The organism is Streptomyces sp. NPDC005195 (assembly GCF_040608315.1).
Classification (GTDB): Bacteria; Actinomycetota; Actinomycetes; order Streptomycetales; family Streptomycetaceae; genus Streptomyces; species Streptomyces kaempferi.
This window is the reverse complement of record NZ_JBEXHZ010000021.1, coordinates 54,205-76,918: the sequence shown is the minus strand read 5'-3', so window position 1 is coordinate 76,918 and position 22,714 is coordinate 54,205. Positions and strand designations below refer to the sequence as shown.

The 22,714-nt window shown below is 70.8% G+C and carries 19 protein-coding genes and 1 pseudogene; 11 read left to right on the top strand and 9 right to left on the bottom strand.

Annotated features, from left to right (window positions below; genetic code table 11):
* Positions 1–2: 2 nt before the first annotated feature.
* From ABZV34_RS22020 to ABZV34_RS22005, 4 genes are all read right to left on the bottom strand, one after another.
* Positions 3–965: a M28 family metallopeptidase gene (locus ABZV34_RS22020; protein WP_356279182.1), complete on the bottom strand. Its 963-nt coding sequence runs from the start codon at positions 963–965 to the stop codon at positions 3–5.
* Positions 966–1,098: 133 nt separating this feature from the next.
* Positions 1,099–1,560, bottom strand: a complete 462-nt coding sequence (locus tag ABZV34_RS22015) for a VOC family protein (protein WP_356279072.1) — start codon at positions 1,558–1,560, stop codon at positions 1,099–1,101.
* Positions 1,561–1,817: 257 nt separating this feature from the next.
* Positions 1,818–2,756 (bottom strand): EamA family transporter RarD, encoded by a 939-nt coding sequence (gene rarD / locus ABZV34_RS22010; protein WP_356279179.1) that lies wholly within the window; start codon positions 2,754–2,756, stop codon positions 1,818–1,820.
* Between the two features lie 216 nt (positions 2,757–2,972).
* The gene (locus tag ABZV34_RS22005) at positions 2,973–3,827 is read right to left on the bottom strand and encodes an SDR family oxidoreductase (RefSeq protein ID WP_356279069.1); all 855 of its coding nucleotides are present in this window, start codon (positions 3,825–3,827) and stop codon (positions 2,973–2,975) included.
* Between the two features lie 166 nt (positions 3,828–3,993).
* Here ABZV34_RS22005 and ABZV34_RS22000 point away from each other — a divergent pair, with 166 nt between their 5' ends.
* Positions 3,994–4,347, top strand: a complete 354-nt coding sequence (locus tag ABZV34_RS22000) for a helix-turn-helix domain-containing protein (protein ID WP_356279177.1) — start codon at positions 3,994–3,996, stop codon at positions 4,345–4,347.
* Positions 4,348–4,361: 14 nt separating this feature from the next.
* Here the strand turns inward: ABZV34_RS22000 and ABZV34_RS21995 are convergent, their stop codons facing one another.
* From ABZV34_RS21995 to ABZV34_RS21975, 5 genes are all read right to left on the bottom strand, one after another.
* On the bottom strand, positions 4,362–5,441 hold the full coding sequence (locus ABZV34_RS21995) for a 2-oxoacid:ferredoxin oxidoreductase subunit beta (protein ID WP_356279066.1): 1,080 nt from the start codon (positions 5,439–5,441) through the stop codon (positions 4,362–4,364).
* Complete coding sequence (locus ABZV34_RS21990) at positions 5,434–7,365, bottom strand: 2-oxoacid:acceptor oxidoreductase subunit alpha (protein WP_356279063.1); 1,932 nt, start codon at positions 7,363–7,365, stop codon at positions 5,434–5,436. The genes ABZV34_RS21995 and ABZV34_RS21990 overlap by 8 nt, the downstream gene beginning before the upstream one ends.
* A gap of 294 nt (positions 7,366–7,659) precedes the next feature.
* Positions 7,660–8,319 carry a response regulator transcription factor gene (locus tag ABZV34_RS21985; RefSeq protein WP_356279174.1) on the bottom strand — a complete coding sequence of 220 codons (660 nt, stop codon included), beginning with the start codon at positions 8,317–8,319 and terminating at the stop codon, positions 7,660–7,662.
* A gap of 271 nt (positions 8,320–8,590) precedes the next feature.
* Positions 8,591–9,946 carry a sensor domain-containing protein gene (locus ABZV34_RS21980; protein ID WP_356279060.1) on the bottom strand — a complete coding sequence of 452 codons (1,356 nt, stop codon included), beginning with the start codon at positions 9,944–9,946 and terminating at the stop codon, positions 8,591–8,593.
* Positions 9,947–10,394: 448 nt separating this feature from the next.
* Positions 10,395–11,660, bottom strand: coding sequence for a sensor domain-containing protein (locus ABZV34_RS21975; protein WP_356279057.1), 1,266 nt, complete (start codon positions 11,658–11,660; stop codon positions 10,395–10,397).
* A gap of 344 nt (positions 11,661–12,004) precedes the next feature.
* Here ABZV34_RS21975 and ABZV34_RS21970 point away from each other — a divergent pair, with 344 nt between their 5' ends.
* From ABZV34_RS21970 to ABZV34_RS21925, 10 genes and pseudogenes are all read left to right on the top strand, one after another.
* Positions 12,005–12,397, top strand: coding sequence for an NADH-quinone oxidoreductase subunit A (locus ABZV34_RS21970; RefSeq protein WP_356279055.1), 393 nt, complete (start codon positions 12,005–12,007; stop codon positions 12,395–12,397).
* Positions 12,388–13,143, top strand: a complete 756-nt coding sequence (locus ABZV34_RS21965; RefSeq protein WP_356279052.1) for an NADH-quinone oxidoreductase subunit B family protein — start codon at positions 12,388–12,390, stop codon at positions 13,141–13,143. The genes ABZV34_RS21970 and ABZV34_RS21965 overlap by 10 nt, the downstream gene beginning before the upstream one ends.
* Entirely contained in the window at positions 13,140–14,594 is a 1,455-nt protein-coding gene (locus ABZV34_RS21960; protein ID WP_356279048.1) for an NADH-quinone oxidoreductase subunit C, read from the top strand. Before ABZV34_RS21965 ends, ABZV34_RS21960 begins: the two co-directional genes overlap by 4 nt.
* On the top strand, positions 14,591–15,559 hold the full coding sequence (locus tag ABZV34_RS21955; RefSeq protein ID WP_153289159.1) for a complex I subunit 1 family protein: 969 nt from the start codon (positions 14,591–14,593) through the stop codon (positions 15,557–15,559). Before ABZV34_RS21960 ends, ABZV34_RS21955 begins: the two co-directional genes overlap by 4 nt.
* Before the next feature lie 2 nt (positions 15,560–15,561).
* A pseudogene (locus ABZV34_RS21950) lies at positions 15,562–16,143 on the top strand (NADH-quinone oxidoreductase subunit I); the annotation flags it as partial.
* A gap of 278 nt (positions 16,144–16,421) precedes the next feature.
* Entirely contained in the window at positions 16,422–17,030 is a 609-nt protein-coding gene (locus ABZV34_RS21945) for an NADH-quinone oxidoreductase subunit J (protein ID WP_356279045.1), read from the top strand.
* On the top strand, positions 17,030–17,473 hold the full coding sequence (nuoK, locus tag ABZV34_RS21940; RefSeq protein WP_356279042.1) for an NADH-quinone oxidoreductase subunit NuoK: 444 nt from the start codon (positions 17,030–17,032) through the stop codon (positions 17,471–17,473). The genes ABZV34_RS21945 and nuoK overlap by 1 nt, the downstream gene beginning before the upstream one ends.
* Positions 17,470–19,461 carry an NADH-quinone oxidoreductase subunit L gene (locus ABZV34_RS21935; protein WP_356279039.1) on the top strand — a complete coding sequence of 664 codons (1,992 nt, stop codon included), beginning with the start codon at positions 17,470–17,472 and terminating at the stop codon, positions 19,459–19,461. The genes nuoK and ABZV34_RS21935 overlap by 4 nt, the downstream gene beginning before the upstream one ends.
* Before the next feature lie 6 nt (positions 19,462–19,467).
* The gene (locus tag ABZV34_RS21930; RefSeq protein ID WP_356279036.1) at positions 19,468–21,045 is read left to right on the top strand and encodes an NADH-quinone oxidoreductase subunit M; all 1,578 of its coding nucleotides are present in this window, start codon (positions 19,468–19,470) and stop codon (positions 21,043–21,045) included.
* Entirely contained in the window at positions 21,042–22,541 is a 1,500-nt protein-coding gene (locus ABZV34_RS21925; protein WP_356279033.1) for an NADH-quinone oxidoreductase subunit N, read from the top strand. The genes ABZV34_RS21930 and ABZV34_RS21925 overlap by 4 nt, the downstream gene beginning before the upstream one ends.
* Positions 22,542–22,714: the final 173 nt, after the last annotated feature.

Genomic DNA, 22,714 nt, shown 5'->3' with positions numbered 1-22,714 from the left:
CGTCAGGAGGACAGACCCCACACCGCGTACGCCAGCGCGTCCGCGTTCCGGTTCAGCGCCGTGTCGTTGATGTTGGACGAGGTGTCGCAGGAGGCGTGGTAGCAGCGGTCGAAGGCCTGCCCCGAGGTACCGCCCCACTTCGCCGCCTGCGCCGCCGTCTTGATGTAGTCGGCGCCGCTGAAGAGGCCGCCGACCGGGATGCCCACGTTCTTGAAGGGCGAGTGGTCCGAACGGCCGTCGCCCTCGGTCTCCGGCTCCGTCGCGATACCGAGGCCGGTGAAGTAGTCCTTGAAGGTCTTCTCGATGGTGGGATCGTCGTCGTAGACGAAGTAGCCGGGGTTCGGCGAGCCGATCATGTCGAAGTTCAGATAGTCGCTGATCTTCGCCCGGTTCGCCGAGGACAGGTTGTTCACGTAGTACTTCGAGCCGACCATGCCCAGCTCCTCCGCCCCCCACCAGGCGAAGCGCAGATGCCTGGTGGGCTGGTACTGAGCTCTGGAGACGGCGAGCGCGGTCTCCAGGATCGCGGCGGATCCGGAGCCGTTGTCATTGATGCCGGGGCCCGCCGTCACGCTGTCGAGATGCGAGCCGGCCATGACGACGTGGCCCGTGTCGCCGCCGGGCCAGTCGGCGATCAGGTTGTAGCCGGTGCGGCCGGAGGACGTGAACTGCTGGAGGACCGTGGTGAATCCGGCCGCGTCCAGCTTCGCCTTCACATAGTCGATGGAGGCCTTGTAGCCGGTGCGGCCGTGCGCGCGGTTGCCGCCGTTGGCGGTGGCGATGGACTGGAGCTGGGCGAGGTGGCTCTTGACGTTGGCCACGGGGATGTCGGGAGCGGCGGCCGCGGCAAAGGGGGGCGCGGTGGTGCGGGCGGGCGCCGCGCCGGATATCGCACCGGTCGTGAGGAGCGTGACGGCCGTGACGACCGCGGCCGAGGTGACGCGCCCGGGAACGGAGAGCTTCATGTGGGGGGCTCCGAATTCCATGGGGATTCCAGGGGAATCCCACAGTGAATGGGGTGCCTGATGGTGAAGCTGTGGCTGACGTGACGTCAAGAGCGCGATCCGGCCGGGCCGACACGGTCGGGTGGTGTCCGCCTCACTGCACGCAGAACTCGTTCCCCTCGGGGTCGGCCATCACCACCCACTCGCCGCCCGGCTCCTTGACGTGCCGCAGGACGCTCGCGCCCAGCCCCTGGAGGCGGGCCACCTCCTCCGCGCGGCGTCCGGGGCCCGCGTGCACGTCGAGGTGCAGCCGGTTCTTCGCGGCCTTGAGTTCCGGTACCCGCTGGAAGAGCAGCCGCCGGCCCTGCCCGATCCCGGTCTCCTCCTCGTACGGGTCGTCCGGGTGCCGTACGGCGATCAGGTCCCGCCAGGCGCGGCGGCCATGGGACTCGAGGGTGGCCTCCGGCGGGGCGGCGCCGAGGGCCAGGAGACGTTCGATCAGGGCGCTGTTGTCCTCCAGGCGATAGCCGAGGGCCGCCGCCCAGAAGTCGGCCTGGGCGTGGGGGTCGGCTGCGTCGATGACGAGTTTCCAGTGCAGGGGTGGGGTGTGCGTCATGGAGCCACTCATAGTGGTTCCGCCCACGACGCGGCAACCGCCGCACCGGCTCCGCCCCCAGACCCCCGTATCGGCCTTAAGGGCCTTGTCCTCAAACGCCGGACGGGCTGATGGTGCCGGCCGGACCATGTATGTCAGCCCGTCCGGCGTTTGAGGACGAGCCCTTCGGGTGATGCGGGGGTCCAGGGGGCGGCAGCCCCTTGGCGGGGTCTGGGGCGGAGCCCCAGGAGGATGGGGGCGAGAACTCCCCGGCAGGGTTACGGCTTGGCGTCCGCGGGTGTCACGTCCGCCGGGGCGACACGGGGGCCGACGACACCGGGCCGCCCGCGCAGCGCGAGCGCCGCCCGTCGGGCCGTCCGCAACGCGTCGAACGTCAGCAGCGACAACGCGAGCCACACCAGCGCGAACCCGGCCCACCGCTCGGCCGGCATGGCCTCATGGAAGTACAGGATCCCGAGCAGGAACTGGAAGACGGGGGCCAGGTACTGGAGCAGCCCCAGCGTGGACAGCGGCACCCGGATGGCGGCCGCGCCGAAACAGACCAGCGGCACCGCGGTCACCACGCCCGTCGCGGCGAGCAGCGTCGCGTGTCCCGCCCCGTGCGCGGCGAAGGTCGCGTCCCCCCTCGCCCCGAGCCACAGCAAGTACCCGAGCGCGGGCAGGAACAGGACCGTGGTCTCGGCGGCGAGCGACTCGATGCCGCCGAGGTTGACCTTCTTCTTCACCAGCCCGTACGTGGCGAACGAGAAGGCGAGCGTGAGGGAGATCCACGGCGGACGTCCGTATCCGACGGTCAGGACGAGCACCGCGCCGAGGCCGACACCGACGGCCGCCCACTGCACCGGGCGCAGCCGCTCCTTGAGGAGCAGAACACCCATGGCGATGGTGACGAGCGGATTGGTGAAGTATCCGAGGGACGCCTCCACCACGTGCCCGCTGTTCACGGACCATATGTAGACGCCCCAGTTGACCGTGATCACGGCCGCCGCGACGGTGATCAGCCCGAGCTTGCGCGGCTGCCGCAGCAGCTCGCCGAGCCAGGCCCAGCGCCGCATCACGGCCAGCGCGACACCGACCACGGCGAGGGACCACACCATCCGGTGAGCGAGGATCTCAAGGGCCCCGGCGGGTTTGAGCAGCGGCCAGAAGAGGGGAACGAGGCCCCACATCCCGTACGCCGCGAAGCCGTTCAGCAGCCCGACGCGCTGCTCGCTCCGGGCCGCCTTGGAGCTTGTGGAGCCGGTCGCGTTCCTCGCCTGATGCTGCACGGCCACCGGCCCTTTCTCTCGCACAGCTGCTCCCGTGCAGCCTTCAAGAAGGTAGCGCCGCACACCCCCGCCTGTCATGTCCGTATCGCCATACGGTCATGACAGGCCGGGGTGGGAGGGTGGCGGGCCGGTGTCCGGTCGGGGTCAGCCCTTCAGGGCCGCCGCGATCGACTCGGCGATCGGCGTGGTGGGGCGCCCGGTGAGGCGGGACAGGTCGCGGCTGGTCGCGGCGAGCTCGCCCTTCTCGATGGACGCGTCGACACCGGCGATGATCGCGGCGAGCGGCTCGGGCAGGCCGGCCCCGGCCAGGATGCCGGTGAAGTCCTCGACGGAGACCGAGTTGTAGACGATCTCCTTGCCGGACTGCTTCGCGATCTCGGCGGCGTACTCGGCGAAGCCCCAGGCCGTGTCGCCGCTCAGCTCGTACGTCTTGTTCTCGTGGCCCTCGCCGGTCAGCACGGCCACGGCGGCGGCCGCGTAGTCGGCGCGGGCGGCGGGGGCGATCCGGCCCTCTCCGGCGGCCTGGGTGACGGCGCCGTACTCCAGGACGGGGGCCAGGTTCTCGGTGTAGTTCTCGTTGTACCAGCCGTTGCGCAGCAGGGTGTAGGTGATGCCGGAGGCGGCGATGGCCTCCTCGGTGCCGCGGTGGTCGTCGGCGAGGGCGGCCGTCAGGGCGCCCGGGGCGCTGGTGTAGGCGAAGAGCGCGACCCCGGCGGCCTTGGCGGCGTCGAGGACGATCTGGTGCTGGTGCACGCGGCCCTTGTCGAACTCGTTGCCGGAGATCAGCAGCACCTTGTCGCCGGCGGAGAAGACGGTGCCGAAGGTCTCGGGCTCGTTGTAGTCCGCGACCGCGATCCGCACGCCGCGGGCCGCGAAGCCGGCGGCCTTCTCCGGGTCGCGGACGACGGCGGTGATCCGGTCCGCCGGGACCCTCTCCAGCAGTCCTTCGACGACGTGGCGGCCGAGGTGTCCGGTGGCTCCGGTGACGACGATACTCATGGGTCAGCTCCTTGTGGGGTGGTCTGTCGCTAACCCTAGGAGGTGCGCTAACTTTGGGAAAGTACCCACTTTGAAGTAAGGTACTGGCATGGCCGTAAGTACCCGAGCAGTCAGCAGGGCCGCCGCCGGTGAGCCGGTGGCCGGCAAGTACGACACCGGCGAGGCGATGTGCCCGTACCGCCTCGTCCTGGAGCACGTCACCAGTCGCTGGGGTGTGCTCGTCCTGATCGAGCTCCTCGACCGCCCCCACCGCTTCAGCGAGCTGCGCCGGGCGATCGGCCGGGTCAGCGAGAAGATGCTCACCCAGACCCTCCAGACACTGGAGCGCGACGGTCTCGTCCACCGCGACGCGAAGCCCGCGATCCCGCCGCGCGTCGACTACTCGCTCACCGGACTCGGCCGCGAGGCCGCCGGGCAGGTGCGCGCGCTGGCCGTCTGGACCAAGGACCGGATGGACGACGTCGAGAAGGCCCGCCACACGTACGACGAGGCCCGGGCGTCAGGCACCCGGGCCTCCTGAACCGCTGGGTCCGGTCAGCCGACGACCGTCCAGGCGTCCCCGCCGGCGAGCAGCGTGGCCAGGTCCCCCTTGCCGTTCTGCTCGATGGCCGCGTCCAGTTGGTCGGCCATCTGGGTGTCGTAGACCGGCCGGTCCACGGAGCGCAGGACACCGATCGGGGTGTGGTGCAGGGTGTCCGGATCGGCGAGCCGGGAGAGCGCGAAGGCGGTGGTCGGTGACGTGGCGTGGGCGTCGTGGACCAGGATCTGCGACTCGTTCTCCGGGGTGACAGCGACGATCTTCAGGTCGCCGGTCGGCGCGTCCCGTACGACACCCTTGGCGCCGTCCGTGCCGAAGCGGATCGGCTGCCCGTGTTCGAGGCGGATGACCGCATCCTCGGCCTGCTGCTTGTCCTTCAGCACCTCGAAGGCGCCGTCGTTGAAGATGTTGCAGTTCTGGTAGATCTCCACCAGGGCCGTGCCCGGGTGGGCGGCGGCCTGCCGCAGGACGTCGGTGAGGTGCTTGCGGTCGGAGTCCACGGTCCGGGCGACGAAGGAGGCCTCCGCGCCGATGGCCAGGGACACCGGGTTGAAGGGCGCGTCCAGCGAGCCCATCGGCGTCGACTTGGTGATCTTGCCGACCTCGGAGGTCGGCGAGTACTGGCCCTTGGTGAGGCCGTAGATCCGGTTGTTGAACAGCAGGATCTTCAGGTTCACGTTGCGGCGCAGCGCGTGGATGAGGTGATTGCCGCCGATCGACAGCGCGTCGCCGTCCCCGGTCACCACCCACACGCTCAGGTCGCGGCGGGAGGAGGCGAGTCCCGTGGCGATGGCGGGCGCGCGGCCGTGGATGGAGTGCATGCCGTACGTGTTCATGTAGTACGGGAAGCGGGACGAGCAGCCGATGCCCGAGACGAAGACGATGTTCTCCCTGGCGAGGCCGAGTTCGGGCATGAAGCCCTGTACGGCGGCCAGGACCGCGTAGTCCCCGCAGCCGGGGCACCAGCGCACTTCCTGATCGGACTTGAAGTCCTTCATGGACTGCCTGGCGTCGGCCTTGGGCACCAGAGTGAGTGCCTCGATCGTGTCCGCGCCTTCCGTGGTCGTCTCAGCCATCGATGGCCTCCTTGAGCACCTTGGCGAGCTGTTCGGCCTTGAACGGCATGCCGTTGACCTGGTTGTAGGAACGCGCGTCGACCAGGTATCTGGCCCGGACGAGGGTGGAGAGCTGGCCGAGGTTCATCTCGGGGATCACCACCTTGTCGTACCGTCCCAGCACCGCGCCGAGGTTGTGCGGGAAGGGGTTGAGGTGGCGCAGGTGGGCCTGCGCGACGGACTCCCCGGCCGTCCGCAGCCGCCGTACCGCCGCGGTGATGGGGCCGTACGTCGAACCCCAGCCCAGCACCAGCGTGTCGGCGTCGCCCGAGGGGTCGTCGACCTCCACGTCCGGGACGTCGATGCCGTCGATCTTGGCCTGCCGGGTGCGCACCATGAAGTCGTGGTTGGCGGGATCGTAGGAGATGTTGCCCGTGCCGTCCTGCTTCTCGATGCCGCCGATGCGGTGTTCGAGGCCCGGCGTGCCCGGGACCGCCCAGGGGCGGGCCAGGGTTCCAGGGTCACGCTTGTAGGGCCAGAAGACCTCGGTGCCGTCGTCCAGTGTGTGGTTCGGGCCCTGCGCGAACCGCACCCGCAGGTCCGGGAGTTCGTCGATGTCCGGGATGCGCCAGGGCTCCGAGCCGTTGGCCAGGGAGCCGTCCGACAGGAGCAGGACGGGGGTGCGGTAGGTGAGGGCGATGCGCGCCGCCTCCAGCGCGGCGTCGAAGCAGTCCGCGGGTGTGCGCGGCGCGACGACCGGGACGGGCGCCTCGCCGTTGCGGCCGTACATCGCCTGCAGCAGGTCGGCCTGCTCGGTCTTGGTCGGCAGTCCGGTGGAGGGGCCGCCGCGCTGAATGTCGATGACCAGCAGCGGCAGTTCGAGGGAGACGGCGAGCCCGATCGTCTCCGACTTCAGCGCCACCCCCGGCCCCGAGGTCGTCGTGACCGCCAGCGAGCCGCCGAAGGCGGCGCCCAACGCGGCGCCGATGCCCGCGATCTCGTCCTCGGCCTGGAAGGTGCGCACGCCGAAGTTCTTGTGCTTGCTGAGTTCGTGCAGGATGTCGGAGGCGGGCGTGATCGGGTACGAGCCGAGGTAGAGCGGCAGGTCCGCCTGCTCGGAGGCGGCGATCAGACCGTACGACAGGGCCAGGTTCCCGGAGATGTTGCGGTACGTGCCGGTCGGAAAGGTGCGCTCGGCCGGGGCGACCTCGTACGAGACCGCGAAGTCCTCGGTCGTCTCGCCGAAGTTCCAGCCCGCCCGGAACGCGGTGAGGTTGGCCGCCGCGATGTCGGGCTTCTTCGCGAACTTGGTCCGCAGGAACTTCTCGGTGCCCTCGGTCGGCCGGTGGTACATCCAGGACAGCAGGCCCAGCGCGAACATGTTCTTGCTGCGTTCGGCCTCCTTGCGGGACAGCTCGAACTCCTTGAGCGCCTCGACCGTCATCGTCGTCAGAGGCACCGGGTGGACGCTGTAGCCGTCCAGGGAGCCGTCCTCCAGCGGGTTCGTCGCGTAACCGACCTTCGACATCGCCCGTTTGGTGAACTCGTCCGTGTTGACGATGATCTCGGCGCCGCGCGGCACGTCGGCGATGTTCGCCTTCAGGGCGGCCGGGTTCATGGCGACGAGAACGTTCGGCGCGTCGCCCGGGGTGAGGATGTCGTGGTCCGCGAAATGCAGCTGGAACGAGGAAACGCCCGGCAGGGTGCCTGCGGGCGCTCGGATCTCGGCGGGGAAGTTCGGCAGTGTGGAGAGGTCGTTGCCGAAGGACGCGGTCTCGGAGGTGAAACGGTCGCCGGTGAGCTGCATTCCGTCACCGGAGTCGCCCGCGAACCGGATGATCACCCGGTCGAGCCGGCGAACGTCCTTCGCCCCCGCCGGATTGCGCTGTTCTCCTACGACGGCTTCGTCGGCCTGCTCCGCTGGGCTACTGACCTGGCTGGTCACTTAACTGGACCTCCTTCGAGGCGGCTGTCTGGGAGCGGCCTTCCCGAAGGCCTTCCCAGGACCAACCCTACGTCCGTAAGGGTCGCCTTCCCTCGGCGGTTCGCATGATGGACACCGTTTTGAGACGGTTCGACGCCCTGACTTGTCATGATTTGCTGGCCCCCCCGATGCTTCTCCCGAAGATGCTCCCCACTCACCTTCTGGTTCTCACGCCGGCCTTGCGGCAGCCTCGCGCGAACCTCGTACCGGCCCGCCGGCCACCGCCTTCCCTATACCTGACACAGTGTCAGGCATTCAGGAGTTGAGGTAGGTCAGAACCGCCAGAACACGCCGGTGATCCCCGTCGCTCGGGGACAGCCCCAACTTCTGGAAGATGTTGCTGACGTGCTTCTCCACCGCTCCGTCGCTCACCACCAGCTGCCGCGCGATCGCCGAGTTGGTCCGCCCCTCGGCCATCAGCCCCAGCACCTCCCGCTCGCGGGGCGTGAGCCCGGCCAGCACGTCCTGCTTGCGGCTGCGCCCCAGCAACTGCGCGACCACCTCGGGGTCGAGCGCGGTACCCCCCTGGGCCACCCGCACCACGGCGTCCACGAACTCGCGCACCTCGGCGACCCGGTCCTTGAGCAGATACCCGACGCCACGGCTGGAACCGGCCAGCAGTTCGGTGGCGTAGCGCTCCTCCACGTACTGCGACAGAACCAGCACTCCGAGTCCCGGGTGGTGCTTGCGCAGCTGCACGGCCGCCTTGACGCCCTCGTCGGTGTGCGTCGGCGGCATCCGGACGTCGGCGACCACGACGTCCGGCAGCGCGCCCTCGGCCGCCAGGTCGGTGATGGTCTTGATCAGTGCGTCGCCGTCACCGACACCGGCCACGACGTCGTGCCCACGGTCGGTCAGCAACCGGGTCAGGCCCTCCCTGAGCAGCACTGAATCCTCGGCGATGACCACCCGCACCCTGTCCTCCACGATGTTCGGCCCCCCACAGCCCGTACCGGCCGGCGCCGGTTGCGCCCCGCTCGTACGACAGCCCTCAGCATTCCAGCATTCGGACCGGCGGGCGCCCGGGCAACGGGAATCGCCGGGGCGAGCCGGGGCGACAGGGCTCAGGGGGTCGCGCGCGGGGCGTCATCGGGAGGCGCGGGGGGCGGTCAGGGGGATGACGACGCCCGGCTGGTGCCGCGGCGGGGCGGACGCGCCTGCCGCGGCATCGGTCGTGCGGGGCGGATCAGCCCCGCCAGGGCAGCTCCGCCGTGATCCGGGTGGGGCCGCCCGCGGGGGAGTCCACGTCCAGGATCCCGTCCACCGCGTCCAGCCGCTCCGCGAGCCCCGCCAGACCCGAGCCCGCGGAGGCGTCGGCGCCGCCCACGCCGTTGTCGACGACCTGAAGCATCAGCCGGTTCTCGATGCGCCAGACATCGACCGTGGCCCGGGTCGCCCGCGCGTGCTTGCTGATGTTCTGCAGCAGCTCGGAGACGGTGAAGTAGGCGATGCCCTCGATCGCCGGGGCGGGGCGGGCGGGAAGGTCCACGTCCACCGCCACCGGCACCGTGCAGCGCGTGGCGACCGAGGAGAGCGCCGCGTCGAGACCGCGGTCGGTGAGGACCGCCGGGTGGATCCCGCGGGCCAGGTCGCGCAGCTCCTGCAGCGCCGTCTTCACCTCGCCGTGCGCCTCGTCCACCATCCGCGCGGCGGCCCGCGGGTCCTCGGTGAGCTTCACCTTGGCGAGGCCGAGTCCCATCGCGAGGTTGACGAGCCGGGCCTGTGCCCCGTCGTGCAGGTCCCGCTCGATGCGCCGCAGGTCCGCCGCGGCCGTGTCGACCACGACCCCCCGGTCCGACTCCAGCTCCACCACCCGGGTCGCCAGCCGGGACGGCCCGAGCAGCCCCAGCACCATCAGCCGGTCCACCGTCGTCAGCGCCCGTACGATCCACGGCGTCGCCATGGTGATCAGCAGTCCGAGCAGCGCGGTCACGGTGATCTCGAAGGGGTTGTCCAGGTAGATGCTGTGGGTGCCGTCGCCGTAGAGCTGAAGGCCGCCCTGGCCGCCGTAGGCCGGGAAGAGCCAGAACCACAGCGGATACGTCAGCATCGCCCAGCCGTACGCCCAGAAGGTCAGCGCCACCACGAACGAGAACACCGCCCACGGGAACTGCAGCACCGCGTAGAGCAGATGCCGCCACGACGAACCGTTCTTGAGGATCGCCCCCATCCACGCCATCGCCCCATGCCTGCGTACGAGCACGGGCTCCGGCGAGGCGACCTCGACCCCGAGCAGTCCGCGTGCCCGCGCCCGCTCCAGCGCGCCGAACCCGCGGCAGCCCGCCAGCGCTCCGGCGAGCACCGGGACCCCCAGGAAGGTGACCAGCAGGCCGGCGCCCAGCGAGAACATCGTGACGGTGAACGTGAACATGGCGATGCCGAGCGGCAGGCCCAGCATCACGTAGCCGAACTCGCGCCAGCTTCGGGCCTCGACCGGCGCCCGCAGCGCCGCGGGGAGGCGGTGGCGCCGCTCTCCGGCAGCCGCCCCGTGGAATCCGGGCCCACTCCCGTGCCCGTACCCCTGTCCGTACTCCGTGGCCATCGGCGTCTTCCGTTCTACTCGTCCTGCTCGTCAGCTCGTACCTCAACCCTGCTGGCTGCGGAGCGTGGGGGACATGGAGCGGGTCGGCCTCTTGGGGCGGGGGTTTTCCCTACCCCGGGGGTGGTTGTGGGGGTGGTCGGGGCATTGGGGCGGTCGGGGCGGGCGGGACGGTATGGGCGTGGGGTCGGCACAGGCGTCGGGCGGGCGTGGTCCTGCGGGTCACGGTGGTCACCTGGGGTGCGGGGTGCGGCGTGCGGCGTGCGGGCCTCTGGGGTCCCCGGGGTATCGGGTGAGCCCGGAAGCCCGGAAGCCCGGAAGCCCGGAAGCCCGGAAGCCCGGGTCCCGGGCCCCGGGGTGCGGAGGCGCGCTCGGGACCGGCTGGGCGCGCCGCCCGCGTGGCCGGGCCCACCGGGTCCGCGTGATGCGCGTGGCACGCATGGCGCGCCGGCTAATCCTGCCGGTCCCGCCAGGGGAGTTCCGCCGTGATGGTGGTCGGGCCGCCGGGCGGTGAGTCGATGACGAACAGCCCGTCCACCGCGCCGAGCCGGTCCGCGAGCCCCGCCATCCCCGTACCGCCGTCGAGCCGCGCGCCGCCCCGCCCGTCGTCCTGGACCTGTATGAGCAGCCGCTGGTCCGTCCGCCACACGTCGACGGACGCGGACCTCGCCCCGCTGTGCTTGCTGATGTTCTGCAGCAGCTCGGAGACGGTGAAGTAGGCGATCCCCTCGATCGCCGCGGCCGGTCTCGACGGGAGGTCGGCGGTCACCTTCACCGGCACCGTGCAGCGCGTGGCGACGGAGGAGAGCGCCGCGTCGAGGCCGCGGTCGGTGAGGACCGCCGGGTGGATCCCGCGGGCCAGGTCGCGCAGCTCCTGAAGGGCCAGTTTCACCTCGCCGTGCGCCTCGTCGACCATGGCCGCGACGGTCTCGTCGGCCCGGCCCTCGAGGAGCTTCTCCTTGGCGAGGCCGAGTCCCATCGCGAGGTTGACGAGCCGGGCCTGTGCCCCGTCGTGCAGGTCCCGCTCGATGCGCCGCAGGTCCGCCGCGGCCGTGTCGACCACGACCCCCCGGTCCGACTCCAGCTCGGCGATGCGCCGCTCCAGCTCGTCGGAGGGCGACAGCAGCCCGCGCACCATCGCCCGGTCCACGTTGGTCAGCCCCCGCGCGATGAACGGCAGCACCGGCCACAGCACGAAGAGCGACACCAGCGTGACCGTGAAGGTCAGCACACCCCACGGCAGCCTGATCAGGTCGTACAGCACCGTCCGCCAGCCCACCGGGTCCTTCAGGCTCGACCACAGCCAGGAGAAGAAGCCGGTCCGGCGCACCGGCAGCGGGCTCGGCTCGTCGATCCGCAGGCCGAGCAGCGCCCGCGCCCGCGCCCGCTCCAGCTTGCCCAGCTGCCGGGCGCCCAGCAGGCCGCCCGCGAGCAACGGCAGTCCCACCACCGTCACCGCGAGCGCCGAGCCCGTGGACACCATCGTCACGACGTACACGAAGCCGAAGATCGAGACCGGCAGATTGGCGAGCAGGTGCGCGATCTCCTGCCAGGTGCGGCGGCCGAGGGCGAGGCGGGGGGACGGCAGCCGGTCGCCGTCGGGCGTCCCGTCGGGCGTCCCGTCGGACAGCTCGGCGGACGGCTCGGCGGGTGTTTCGGCAGTCGTCCCGGAGGGTGTCCCGCCGGGCGGGGCGACGGCGGTGATGCGTTCGGTCATATTCGCTAGCCTGCCCGGCGGCGAGCCGTCGCGCCATGAGGTGACCCGCCCCGATCCACTGGGGAAAGCCCTACCTTCGTGACGTTCCGTGCTGTGCCGGGCGCCGGGCTGCGGTCAAATGGGAAGCGATCGCGAGAGACGGACGGGAATCCCGTGGCACACGAGCCGGACGAGTCCAGAACTCGACCATGACGTGTGCACGATAATCAGGGTGTGACGGCCTGCTTACCGTTTCTTTAGCAGGCCCTAGACTCCCGTCCGTACAGATCGTCGAACAGGGCGTATCGCAGCGTGCGCGGCGTGCGCGCGGCGTACGCCACGAGGTCAGGGAGCGAGGGGCTGACGTGCCGGAACCGACCGTCGTCGCGGCGGGCTACTTCCAGTCCTACTCGGTAGTCGGACTGCTCGCCGTCGTGGGCGTGCTCTTCGTCGCCGTCGCCTTCGGGGCGGGCCGACTGCTGCGGCCGGTCGTCCCCACACCCGAGAAACTCCTGACGTACGAGTGCGGTGTCGACCCCGTCGGCGAGGGCTGGGCCCACACCCAGGTCCGCTACTACGTCTACGCGTTCCTCTACGTCATCTTCGCCGTCGACTCGATCTTCCTCTTCCCCTGGGCGACCGTCTTCGCCGCCCCCGGCTACGGCGCGGCGACGCTCGCGGAGATGTTCATCTTCCTCGGCTTCCTCGCTGTGGGCCTGCTGTACGCATACAAGAAGGGCGTCCTCACATGGACGTGACCCCCAAGACCTCGGGCCATCCCTCGGGCGAGACCTCGAGTCATCCCTCGGGCGAGACCTCCGGCAAGATCTCTGGCGAGACCTCGGGGCAGTCGGTTCTGCTGCCGGAGCCGAAGCGGCTGGGCGTGCTCTCGCGCCTCGCCCCCGAGCCCATGAAGGTCGTCCTGAACTGGGGCCGCCGCTACTCGCTCTGGGTCTTCAACTTCGGCCTCGCCTGCTGCGCGATCGAGTTCATCGCCGCGTCGATGGCCCGGCACGACTTCATCCGGCTCGGTGTGATCCCGTTCGCGCCGGGCCCGCGCCAGGCCGACCTGATGGTGGTCTCCGGCACGGTCACGGACAAGATGGCCCCGGCCGTCAAGCGCCTGTACGAGCAGATGCCCGAGCCCAAGTACGTCATCTCCTTCGGCGCCTGCTCGAACTGCGGCGGCCCCTACTGGGACTCCTACTCCGTCACCAAGGGCGTCGACCAGATCATCCCCGTCGACGTCTACGTGCCCGGCTGCCCGCCCCGGCCCGAGGCACTGCTCCAGGGCATTCTCAAGCTTCAGGAGAAGATCGCCAGGGAGTCGCTGGGAGAGCGCTACGGCTCTTCGCACCGACCGTCGGCGGCCGCGCTCCAGAGCGGGCTGGTGACTCCGCCGGTCGCGCCGGGCGCGGAGACCCGGGTGCCTGCGGAGACACCGGTTTCCGGAGGGAACGGGATTTCCGGCGGGACTCCGGCTTCCGGGGAGGGCGACAAGTGACCGGCTGGCTCCCCGCACCCGTCGAGGAACTCTTCGGCCCGGAGGCCACGGCCGAGGAGTCGTACGAGGTCCTGACGGTCGACGTACCGCCCGCTTCCTGGATCGCGGCCCTCGACACGGCCCGGACCACCCTCGGCTGCAGCTATTTCGACTGGCTGAGCGCCGTCGACGAACCCGCTACGGGCTTCCGCGTCGCGGCTCACGTAGTGGCCCTGTCCCCGGTACGCCGCCTCCTCGTCCGTACGACCGTCCCGCACGCGGCACCCGTCCTGGCGTCTGCGGTCTCCGTGTACGCGGGCGCCGGCTGGCACGAGCGCGAGACCCACGAGATGTTCGGCGTGACCTTCGAGGGCCACCCCGGTCTCGACCCGCTCCTTCTTCCCGAGGGCTTCGAGGGCCATCCCCTCCGCAAGGACTTCGTCCTCGCCGCCCGCGTGGCCAAGGCCTGGCCGGGCGCCAAGGAGCCGGGGGAGTCCGAACACGGCGGTCCGAAGCGCCGCCAGATGCTTCCGCCCGGCGTCCCCGACCCCAATGACTGGGGTCCGCTGAAGGGTCAGCTCCCGCCGGCCCCTGCCCGTCCGGCCCGGGGCGGCGCCCGCGCCGCCGCCGGCGACCGCCCGGTACGCCGGGCGCGTACGGCGGGAGACGGTTCCGCCAGCCAGCCGCCCACCGCCGGAGCGGGGAGCGGCGGTGTCGGTGCCGGTGTCGGTGCTGATGTCGACGGGGGTGCGGGTGCGGATGCCGGCACGGGTGCCGTGGCGCCGTCCCGTCGTGCGCGCAGCGCGAGTGAGGGCTCCGCGAGTCAGGGCTCCGCGAGCCAGAGTTCCGCGAGCCAGAGTTCCACGGGGCAGAGTTCCACGGGGCAGGCGCCCGTGGGCCGAGGCTCCGCGGCGGAACGGACCGCGGTCCCGGACGCCGACCGGCCGACTGCTCCGACAGCGCCTGCCGGCCCCCGCCGCGCGCGCAGTGCAGGTCAGGGATCCGCTTCCCAGCGGGCCGAGGGAACGGGGGAGACCCCCGGGGCGGCGCCCGTGAGCGCCGACGGGCCGACGGCTCCCGCGACACCGTCGAGACCCACCGCGCCCCGCGACTCGGACGCCCCGTGGCACCACGCCCGCCCCGCCTTCGACGAGCCGAATCCAGAACCTCAGCCTCAGCCCAAGCCTCAGCCTCAGTCACAGCCCCAGTCACCGCCGCAGTCGGAGCCGCCTTCCGAGGAGACGGCTGGGGACAGAGCTGAGGGCACGCCGGAGGAAGCGCCGAAAAGCCCGACCGGGCCGAAGGCGCCGACGGAGCGGATGGAGCCGACGGAGCCGACGGAGGGTGCGCCTGAGGACACCTCGAAGAGCACGGCCCAGAGCACGCCGGAGTCCGGGCCGAAGCACCCCGTCGAACGTCAGCCCGCCGAACGCCAGTCCGACCCCGACGACCCCTCTGGAGGCACGCAGTGAACGACGCCCTCGACGTCGCCCTGCGACTCGTCGTCGTCTTCGTCGTCTTCCTGACGTTCCCGCTGATCGTCGGTCAGACCGAGCACAAGGTGATGGCCCACATGCAGGGCCGCCTCGGCCCGATGTACGCGGGCGGTTTCCACGGCTGGGCCCAGCTCGTCGCCGACGGCGTGAAGTTCGCGCAGAAGGAGGACATCGTCCCGGCGGGCGCGGACCGCCGTATCTTCCAGCTCGCTCCCGCCGTGGCCCTCCTCCCGTACCTCCTGGTCCTGCTCGCCATCCCCATCGGTCCGGGCGAGGGAGCCGTCGGCGAGGTCGTGGACGCGGGCATCTTCTTCGTCCTCGCGGTGATGGGCGTGGGCGTCCTCGGCTCGCTCATGGCGGGCTGGGCCTCGGCCAACAAGTTCTCCCTCCTCGGCGGCCTGCGCACCGCCGCCCAACTGCTCGCGTACGAACTCCCGATGCTGCTGACCGCGGCCTCCGTCGCGATGGCGGCGGGCACGGTCTCCCTCCCCGGCATCGTCGACGCGTTCCAGTGGTGGTGGCTGCCGTGGCAGATCGTCGGCGCGATCGTCTTCTTCGTGGCGGGCCTCGCCGAACTCCAGCGTCCCCCCTTCGACATGCCGGTCGCCGACTCGGAGATCATCTTCGGCGCGTACACCGAGTACACGGGCCTGCGCTTCGCCCTCTTCCTCCTCGCCGAATACGCCGGGATCGTCGTCCTGTGCGGTCTGACCACCGTCCTCTTCCTGGGCGGCTGGCACGGACCCTGGGGCGCGGACGGCCTCGGCTGGGTCTGGACCCTGCTGAAGACCGCGATCCTCGCCTTCGTCGTGATCTGGCTCCGTGTCACCTACCCCCGCCTGCGCGAGGACCAGCTCCAGAAACTCTCCTGGACCCTCCTTGTCCCCCTCTCCCTCGCCCAGATCGCCCTCACCGGCATCGTCAAGGTGGTGATCTCGTAACCATGGCTGAGTCTCTCCCGTCCACCCGCCCCCGCATCCCCGGCTCCGGACTCGCCAAGGGCCTGGCCGTCACCCTCCGCACGATGACGAAGAAGACCGTCACCGCGCAGTACCCGGACGTCCAGCCCGAACTGCCGCCCCGCTCCCGCGGTGTCATCGGCCTCTTCGAGGAGAACTGCACGGTCTGCATGCTGTGCGCCCGCGAGTGCCCGGACTGGTGCATCTACATCGACTCCCACAAGGAGACGGTCCCGGCCGCCGCCCCCGGCGGACGCGAGCGCAGCCGCAACGTCCTCGACCGTTTCGCCATCGACTTCTCCCTGTGCATGTACTGCGGTATCTGCATCGAGGTCTGTCCCTTCGACGCGCTGTTCTGGTCACCGGAGTTCGAGTACGCGGAGACCGACATCCACGAACTCACCCACGAGCGCGACAAGCTGCGCGAATGGATGTGGACGGTCCCGGCTCCGCCCGCCCTCGACGCCGGCGCCGAGGAGCCGAAGGAACTGGCCGCCGCCCGAAAGACCGCCGACAAACTCGCGGCCCAGGCGGCGGAAGCGGCCGAGGCCGAGAAGCTCGCAGCCGAAGCGACCGAAGCGACCGAAGCGACCGAAGCGACCGAAGTGGCGGAAGTGGCGGAAGCCGCCGAAGCGACCGAGACGACGGCGGCGGAGACGGCCACCCCGGCCACCCCGCGCACGACGCCTCCCCGTCCCGCTGAACAGGCAGCCGAAGTCGAGCCCCGGACCGAGCCCCGGACCGAGCCCCGGACCGAGCCCCGGACCGAGCCCCGGACCGAGCCCCGGCCGGAGCCCCCGGCCTCGGCCCCGTCCAAGCCCGCCGAACCAAAGGACGGTGACGCGTGAGCCTCGCAGCAGCCACCGCAGCCACCACCCTCGCGGCGCGCGCCACGACCACCGCCGCCGGGAGCCACGGCTTTCTCTCCCCGACCGGTGTCGAGATCGCCTTCCTCCTCGTCGGCCTGGTCACCTTCGGCGCCGCGATCGTCACCGTCACCACCAAGCAACTGGTGCACGCCGCCCTGTGGCTGGTGGTGGCCCTCGGCGGTCTTGCCGTCGAATACCTCCTGCTCACGGCCGAGTTCATCGCCTGGGTGCAGGTCCTCATCTACGTCGGTTCCGTCGTCGTCCTCCTCCTGTTCGGCCTGATGCTCACCAGGGCCCCGATCGGCCGCTCCCCGGACGCCGACTCCGGGAACCGCTGGGCGGCCCTGACCGTGGCCGTCGCCGCGGCAGCCGCCCTCGTCTGGGTCGTCGTCGACGCCTTCCGCACCACCTGGGTCGACCTCGCGGGTCCTGCCGCCGGATCCACGGAGGTGACCGGAGCGAGCCTCTTCCAGAACTGGGTGCTCCCCTTCGAAGCGCTGTCCGTCCTCCTCCTCGCCGCCCTGGTGGGGGCGATCGTCCTCTCCCGCAAGACGAAGTCCTCGGAGAAGGAAGGGGCCTGCTGATGCACCTCGCCTACCCCGCCGTGCTCGCCGCCCTCCTCTTCTGCACGGGTCTGTACGGAGTCCTCGCCCGCCGCAACGCGATCCTGGTCCTGATGTCCGTCGAGCTGATGCTCAACGCCGTCAACCTCAACCTCGTCGCCTTCGACGTCTGGCTCTCCAAGGCCTCCCGCGACACGCTCCACTCCGGGCAGGCCCTGACCCTGTTCACCATCGCCATCGCCGCCGCCGAGATCGGCATCGGCCTGGCGATCGTCCTCGCCGTCCACCGCAACCGCGGCACCTCGGACATCGACCGACTCCGCGACACCGCCGAGGGCCCCGAGACGGGCGGCCCCGACGACGGTGGCCCGGACGGCCACGGCCCGGACAGTGACGGCCCCGACGACAACGGCTCCGAAGGAGCCCCCGTCCCGGCAGACGAGAAGGCTGAGGCCATCGCGTGACCACGACCAGCCTCGCCGTCCTCGTCCCCCTCCTGCCGTTCCTCGGCGCCGTGGCCGGACTCCTCCTCGGTCGCACGGCCCCCGGCTTCGTGCGTCCCCTCGCCGTACTCCCGCCCCTCGCCTCGCTCGTCATCGCCGTCCTCGTCGCCGTGCGCCAAGGCGGCGACCAGGCCGTCAGCGCCGCCACCGAGCTGACACCCACCGGCTCGGTCCCGATCGAACTCGCCCTGTACATCGACGGCTTCGCCGCCCTCGTCGCCGTACTCGTCGGCGTCGTCGCCACCTGCGTGCAGATCTACTCGACGGGCTATCTGCAAGACGACCCCCGCTACCCCTCCTACGCCGCTCTCGTCTCCCTCTTCACCTCCGCGATGCTCCTCGTCGTGTACTCGGGCGACCTGATCGTGCTGCTGGTCGGCTGGGAAGTCATGGGTATCTGCTCGTACTTCCTGGTCGGCCACTACTGGGAGACCCCCGAGGCCCGCGCCGCCTCCATCAAGGCCTTCCTGGTCACCAAACTCGGCGACGTCCCCTTCCTCATCGGCCTGTTCGCCCTGGCCACCGACGCCGGGTCCTTCCGCATCACCACGGTCCTGGGCACCGTCGCGAGCGGCGGACTGCACCATCCGACACTGATCGCCCTGCTGCTCCTCGCCGGTGTCGCGGGCAAGTCCGCGCAGTTCCCGCTGCACACCTGGCTGCCCGACGCCATGGCCGGCCCGACACCCGTCTCGGCGCTGATCCACGCCGCGACGATGGTCGCCGCCGGTGTCTACTTCGTCGCCCGGCTCCTCCCCGTCTTCCAGGCCTCGTCGGCCGCGATGACCGTCCTCGCCGTCATGGCCGCCGTCACGATGGCGGGCTCGGCACTCGCCGCACTCGCCCAGGACGACATCAAGCGCGTCCTCGCGTACTCCACGATCGGCCAGCTCGGCTACATGACCGGCGCCCTCGCCGTCGGCGACCGCGGTGCCGCCGTCTTCCACCTCCTCGCGCACGGCGCCTTCAAGGCGCTGCTGTTCCTGGCCGCCGGCGTGATCATCCACGCCTCCGGCACCAACTCACTGGCCGTCATGTCCCGGATGAAGGACCTGCGCACCCGCGTCCCGGACGCCTACTGGACGATGACGGTGGCGCTGCTCGCACTGGCCGCGATCCCGCCGTTCAGCGGCTTCTTCTCCAAGGAAGCCGTCCTCGGTGCCGCCGAACACGTCGCCACCGGCCACACCGAGCAGGCCCCTGGCGCCGCGGGCTGGATCGTCCTCGTCGCCGGTCTGATCACGGCCGTGCTCACCGCGGCGTACGCCACCCGGCTGTGGCTGCTGGCCTTCCGCGGCCGGGGCACCGAGGCCCCCGACCACGGAAGGCAGCCCCTCACCATGACCGCCGTACTGTGGGTGCTCGCCGTCCCGTCGCTCGCCTTCGGCCTGCTGTACGGGCCGCTGCCCGACTGGTTCGACGGCCGCGACCTGACACCGGTACTCACCACCTCCGTCCTCGGTACAGGGCTCGCCCTGGTCGGCGGACTCGTCACCTACGGCGCCTGGCGCCAGACCACCGTGCTCGCGGCCCGCGTCCCGCTGGGCGCGGTCGCGGCCCATCCCGGCCGCGACGCCGGACAGGTCGAGGCCGAGGCGATCGCCAGTCACGCGCCCGCCTTCGGAGACGTGGCCTACGTGCCCGACCCCGCGGACCCGGGCCGGCTGCTGCTCGGCCCGCTGCACCGGCACGCGGCCGTCGGCTTCCACCTCGACGCCGTGTACACCGTGCTGTTCGTCCGCCCGGTCCAGGCCGCGGCCTCACTCGTCCGGTTCCTCGACCGCGAGGTCGTCGACACCTACGTCCGCGCCGCGGGAGCCCTACCCCGCTGGCTCGGCGCCGCCGTACGACGCGCGCAGACCGGCAACGTCCAGACCTATGTGAGCGCGCTGCTCGCCGGCACCGTCGTCCTGGTGGTCGCCGCCCTCCTCGTCGCCACAGGAGCGTGAGCTGGCGTGATCGATATCAGTGAATCCGTGATGCAGATCCTTCTGGCGTTCATCGTCGTCGGCCCGCTCATCGGCGCCGCCACCGCTCTCCTGCCGGCTCCGCCCGGGCTGAAAGGAAAGTCGCCCGGGCAGGCCGTGCTGCGGCACGGTGTGATCGTCACCGGCGCGGTGCTCATCGCGGCGATCGTCCTGGCACTCGGCTTCGACCACGACCACCCCTCGAAGATGCAGGCCACGACCGACATCAGCTGGATCCCCGCACTCGACGTGCGGATCCACCTCGGCACCGACGGCATTTCCCTCCCCCTTCTGGTCCTGACCGCGCTGCTGACCTTCCTGTGCGCGCTGTACAGCTATTTCAAGATGCCCGCGGGCCCGACACCGAAGGCCTTCGTCGCACTCGTCCTCGTGCTCGAGTCCGGCACCCTCGCGACCTTCGCCGTCCTCGATCTGCTGCTGTTCTTCCTCGCGTTCGAGATGGTGCTCATCCCGATGTACTTCCTCATCGCCCGCTGGGGCGGTGCACAGCGCCAGGCAGCCGCCTGGAAGTTCATCCTCTTCACCCTGCTCGGTTCGGTCGTCATGCTGCTGGGCCTGCTCCTGATCGGAATCAAGGCGGGCACGTTCGACATGGTGGCACTCGCCACTGACAACGGCCGGTCGCTGAGCACATCCGTGCAGGTCATCGCCGTTTTGGCGATCGGGATCGGGCTTGCGGTCAAGACGCCGATGTGGCCGCTGCACAGCTGGCTGCCGGACGCGCACACCGCCGCGCCCACCGTCGGCTCGGTGCTGCTGGCCGGTGTGCTGCTGAAGATGGGTACGTACGGTTTCGTCCGGATTCTGCTGCCGGTCGCGCCGGAGGGCCTGCACACCTTCGCCCCCTACCTCGCCGCCTTCGCCGTGGTCGGGATCATCTACGGATCCCTGGCCTGTCTGGCTCTCGTCAGACAGGGTGCGAAGGGCGATCTCAAGCGGCTCATCGCCTACTCGTCCGTCGGTCACATGGGCTTCGTCCTGCTCGGCATCGCCACGATGACCCCGACCGGCGTGAACGGCGCGCTGTTCGCCAACATCGCCCACGGCCTCATCACCGGCCTGCTCTTCTTCCTCGTCGGGGCGCTGAAGGACCGTACGGGCACGACCGATCTCGACACCCTCGCCGAGGAGACCGGCGCCGCGCTGTACGGCAAGGCCCCACGCCTCGGCGGGCTGCTCGCCTTCGGCGCCGTCGCCTCGCTCGGGCTGCCGGGCCTCGCCGGGTTCTGGGGCGAGATGCTGGCATTGTTCGGCGCGTTCAAGCCCGCCGACGACCTCAGCCGTCCGGCGTTCCTGACCTTCATGGCCATCGCCGCCTTCGGCACCCTCCTCACCGCCGCGTACATGCTCCTCGTCGTACGCCGGGTGTGCATGGGCGCGACCCCGCGGCCGGAGACCCCGAAGCTCGCCGACGTCCACAGCTACGAGTTCGCGGCCTGGACGCCGCTCGTCGTCCTCACCGTCGTCGCCGGCCTCTGGCCCAAGGCCCTCCTCGGGCTGACCGACCCGGCCGTACAGCAGCTCCTCGCAGGAGGCACCCGATGAGCTCCATGGTCCAGTCCGTCGACTGGCTCGCGATCGCGCCGCCCACCATCACCGCGGTCGTCGGACTCGTCGTGCTCGTCGCCGACCTCTTCCTGGGCGACGGCAGGAAGGCGCTCCTCGGCTGGGTCTCGGTCGCCGGACTCGCCGCGTCCGCGCTCATGCTGCTGCCCCTCCTGGACGGCGACCGGGCCACCTTCTGCCTGACGGGCGACACCGGCCTCTGCAGCTACACGGCGGACCGCTTCACTCTCGTCATCCAGCTCCTCGTCCTCGGCGGAGCGCTCCTGGCCGCCCTGCTCTCGGTCACCGCCCTGAAGGACGCCAACAAGGGACTGCCCGAAGGCGAGTACTGGTTCCTGCTGCTCTCCTCCGCCGCGGGCGCCGCCCTGCTGCCCGCCTCGCGCGACCTGGCGACCCTCATCGTCGCCCTGGAAGTCGCCTCACTGCCCGCCTTCGCGCTCGTCGGCATCAAGCACGGCGACAAGAAGTCCTCCGAAGCGGCCCTGAAGTTCTTCCTGTCCTCGGTCACCGCCACCGCCGTGAGTCTCATGGGCGTCAGCTTCGTCTACGCCACCACCGGCACGCTCTATCTCACCCGGATCGCGGACAAGATCCAGCACGTCGACGGACAGTTCCACACGCTCGCCCAGGCCGGCGTCGTCCTCACCCTCGTCGGCTTCGCCTTCAAGACGGCGGCCGTGCCCTTCCACTTCTGGGTGCCCGACACCTACGTGGGGGCACCTCTGCCGATCGCCGCCTACTTGTCGGTCGTGGGCAAGGCGGTCGGCTTCTCCGGACTGATCCTCGTCACCGTCGTCGCCTTCCCGTCCTACGCGGACGTCTGGGGCCCGGCGCTCGCCGCGCTGGCCGCTCTCACCATGACCGTCGGCAACGTCGGCGCCCTGAGACAGCGGGCCACGCGCGCGCACAGTGCGGTACGGCTGCTCGCCTGGTCCTCCGTCGGCCAGGCCGGCTACCTCCTGGTGCCGATCGCCTCGGCTGCCTACTCCAAGGACGCCGAAAAGGCCATCGGCTCCACCGTCGCGTACGCCCTGATGTACGCGGCCGTGAACCTCGGCGCCTTCGCGGTGGCCGCCCTCGTCGCCCGCACAAGCCCCCTGAACCGCATCAGCGACTACCGCGGCCTGTACGCGACAAGCCCCCTCTCGGCCCTACTCCTGGGCTTCTTCCTGCTCTGCCTGGCGGGACTGCCGCCGGGCATCATCGGGCTCTTCGCGAAGGTCACCGTCTTCTCGGCGGCTGTCGACGCGGGACTCGGCTGGCTCGCCGTGGTCATGGCCGTGAACGTCGTGATCGCGCTCTTCTACTACCTCCAGTGGACGACCCTGCTCTTCCGCGCCCCCGAGGGCGAGGCCGCGAGGCACCCGGTACCGGCGCCGCTGACCGCGGCGATCGCCCTGACGGCGGTCCTGGGCATCGCCCTCTCAGGGGCGCCCCAGCTGATTCTGCGCTTCTCGGCGACCGGCCTGTTCTGACGCTCGGGTGGCGCCCGCGCGAGGCATTCGTGGGGCCCACGCGCGCGGCACCCATGAGCCCCCCACACACGTGGGATGACGCCCGCAGTCACCCGGACGGCCGACACGCGCCGCCGTGCGCACAAGGGAACTAGTGCTCCCCGCCTGGCGTTGACCAGTACGGGAGGGTCCAC

Coding starts and splice junctions, on each gene's coding strand:
- ABZV34_RS22020 (WP_356279182.1), bottom strand. CDS start 965: ATGAAGCTCTCCGTTCCCGGGCGCGTCACCTCGGCCGCGGTCGTCACG.
- ABZV34_RS22015 (WP_356279072.1), bottom strand. CDS start 1,560: ATGACGCACACCCCACCCCTGCACTGGAAACTCGTCATCGACGCAGCC.
- ABZV34_RS22005 (WP_356279069.1), bottom strand. CDS start 3,827: ATGAGTATCGTCGTCACCGGAGCCACCGGACACCTCGGCCGCCACGTC.
- ABZV34_RS22000 (WP_356279177.1), top strand. CDS start 3,994: ATGTGCCCGTACCGCCTCGTCCTGGAGCACGTCACCAGTCGCTGGGGT.
- ABZV34_RS21995 (WP_356279066.1), bottom strand. CDS start 5,441: ATGGCTGAGACGACCACGGAAGGCGCGGACACGATCGAGGCACTCACT.
- ABZV34_RS21980 (WP_356279060.1), bottom strand. CDS start 9,946: ATGGCCACGGAGTACGGACAGGGGTACGGGCACGGGAGTGGGCCCGGA.
- ABZV34_RS21975 (WP_356279057.1), bottom strand. CDS start 11,660: ATGACCGAACGCATCACCGCCGTCGCCCCGCCCGGCGGGACACCCTCC.
- ABZV34_RS21965 (WP_356279052.1), top strand. CDS start 12,388: ATGGACGTGACCCCCAAGACCTCGGGCCATCCCTCGGGCGAGACCTCG.
- nuoK (WP_356279042.1), top strand. CDS start 17,030: ATGCACCTCGCCTACCCCGCCGTGCTCGCCGCCCTCCTCTTCTGCACG.
- ABZV34_RS21925 (WP_356279033.1), top strand. CDS start 21,042: ATGAGCTCCATGGTCCAGTCCGTCGACTGGCTCGCGATCGCGCCGCCC.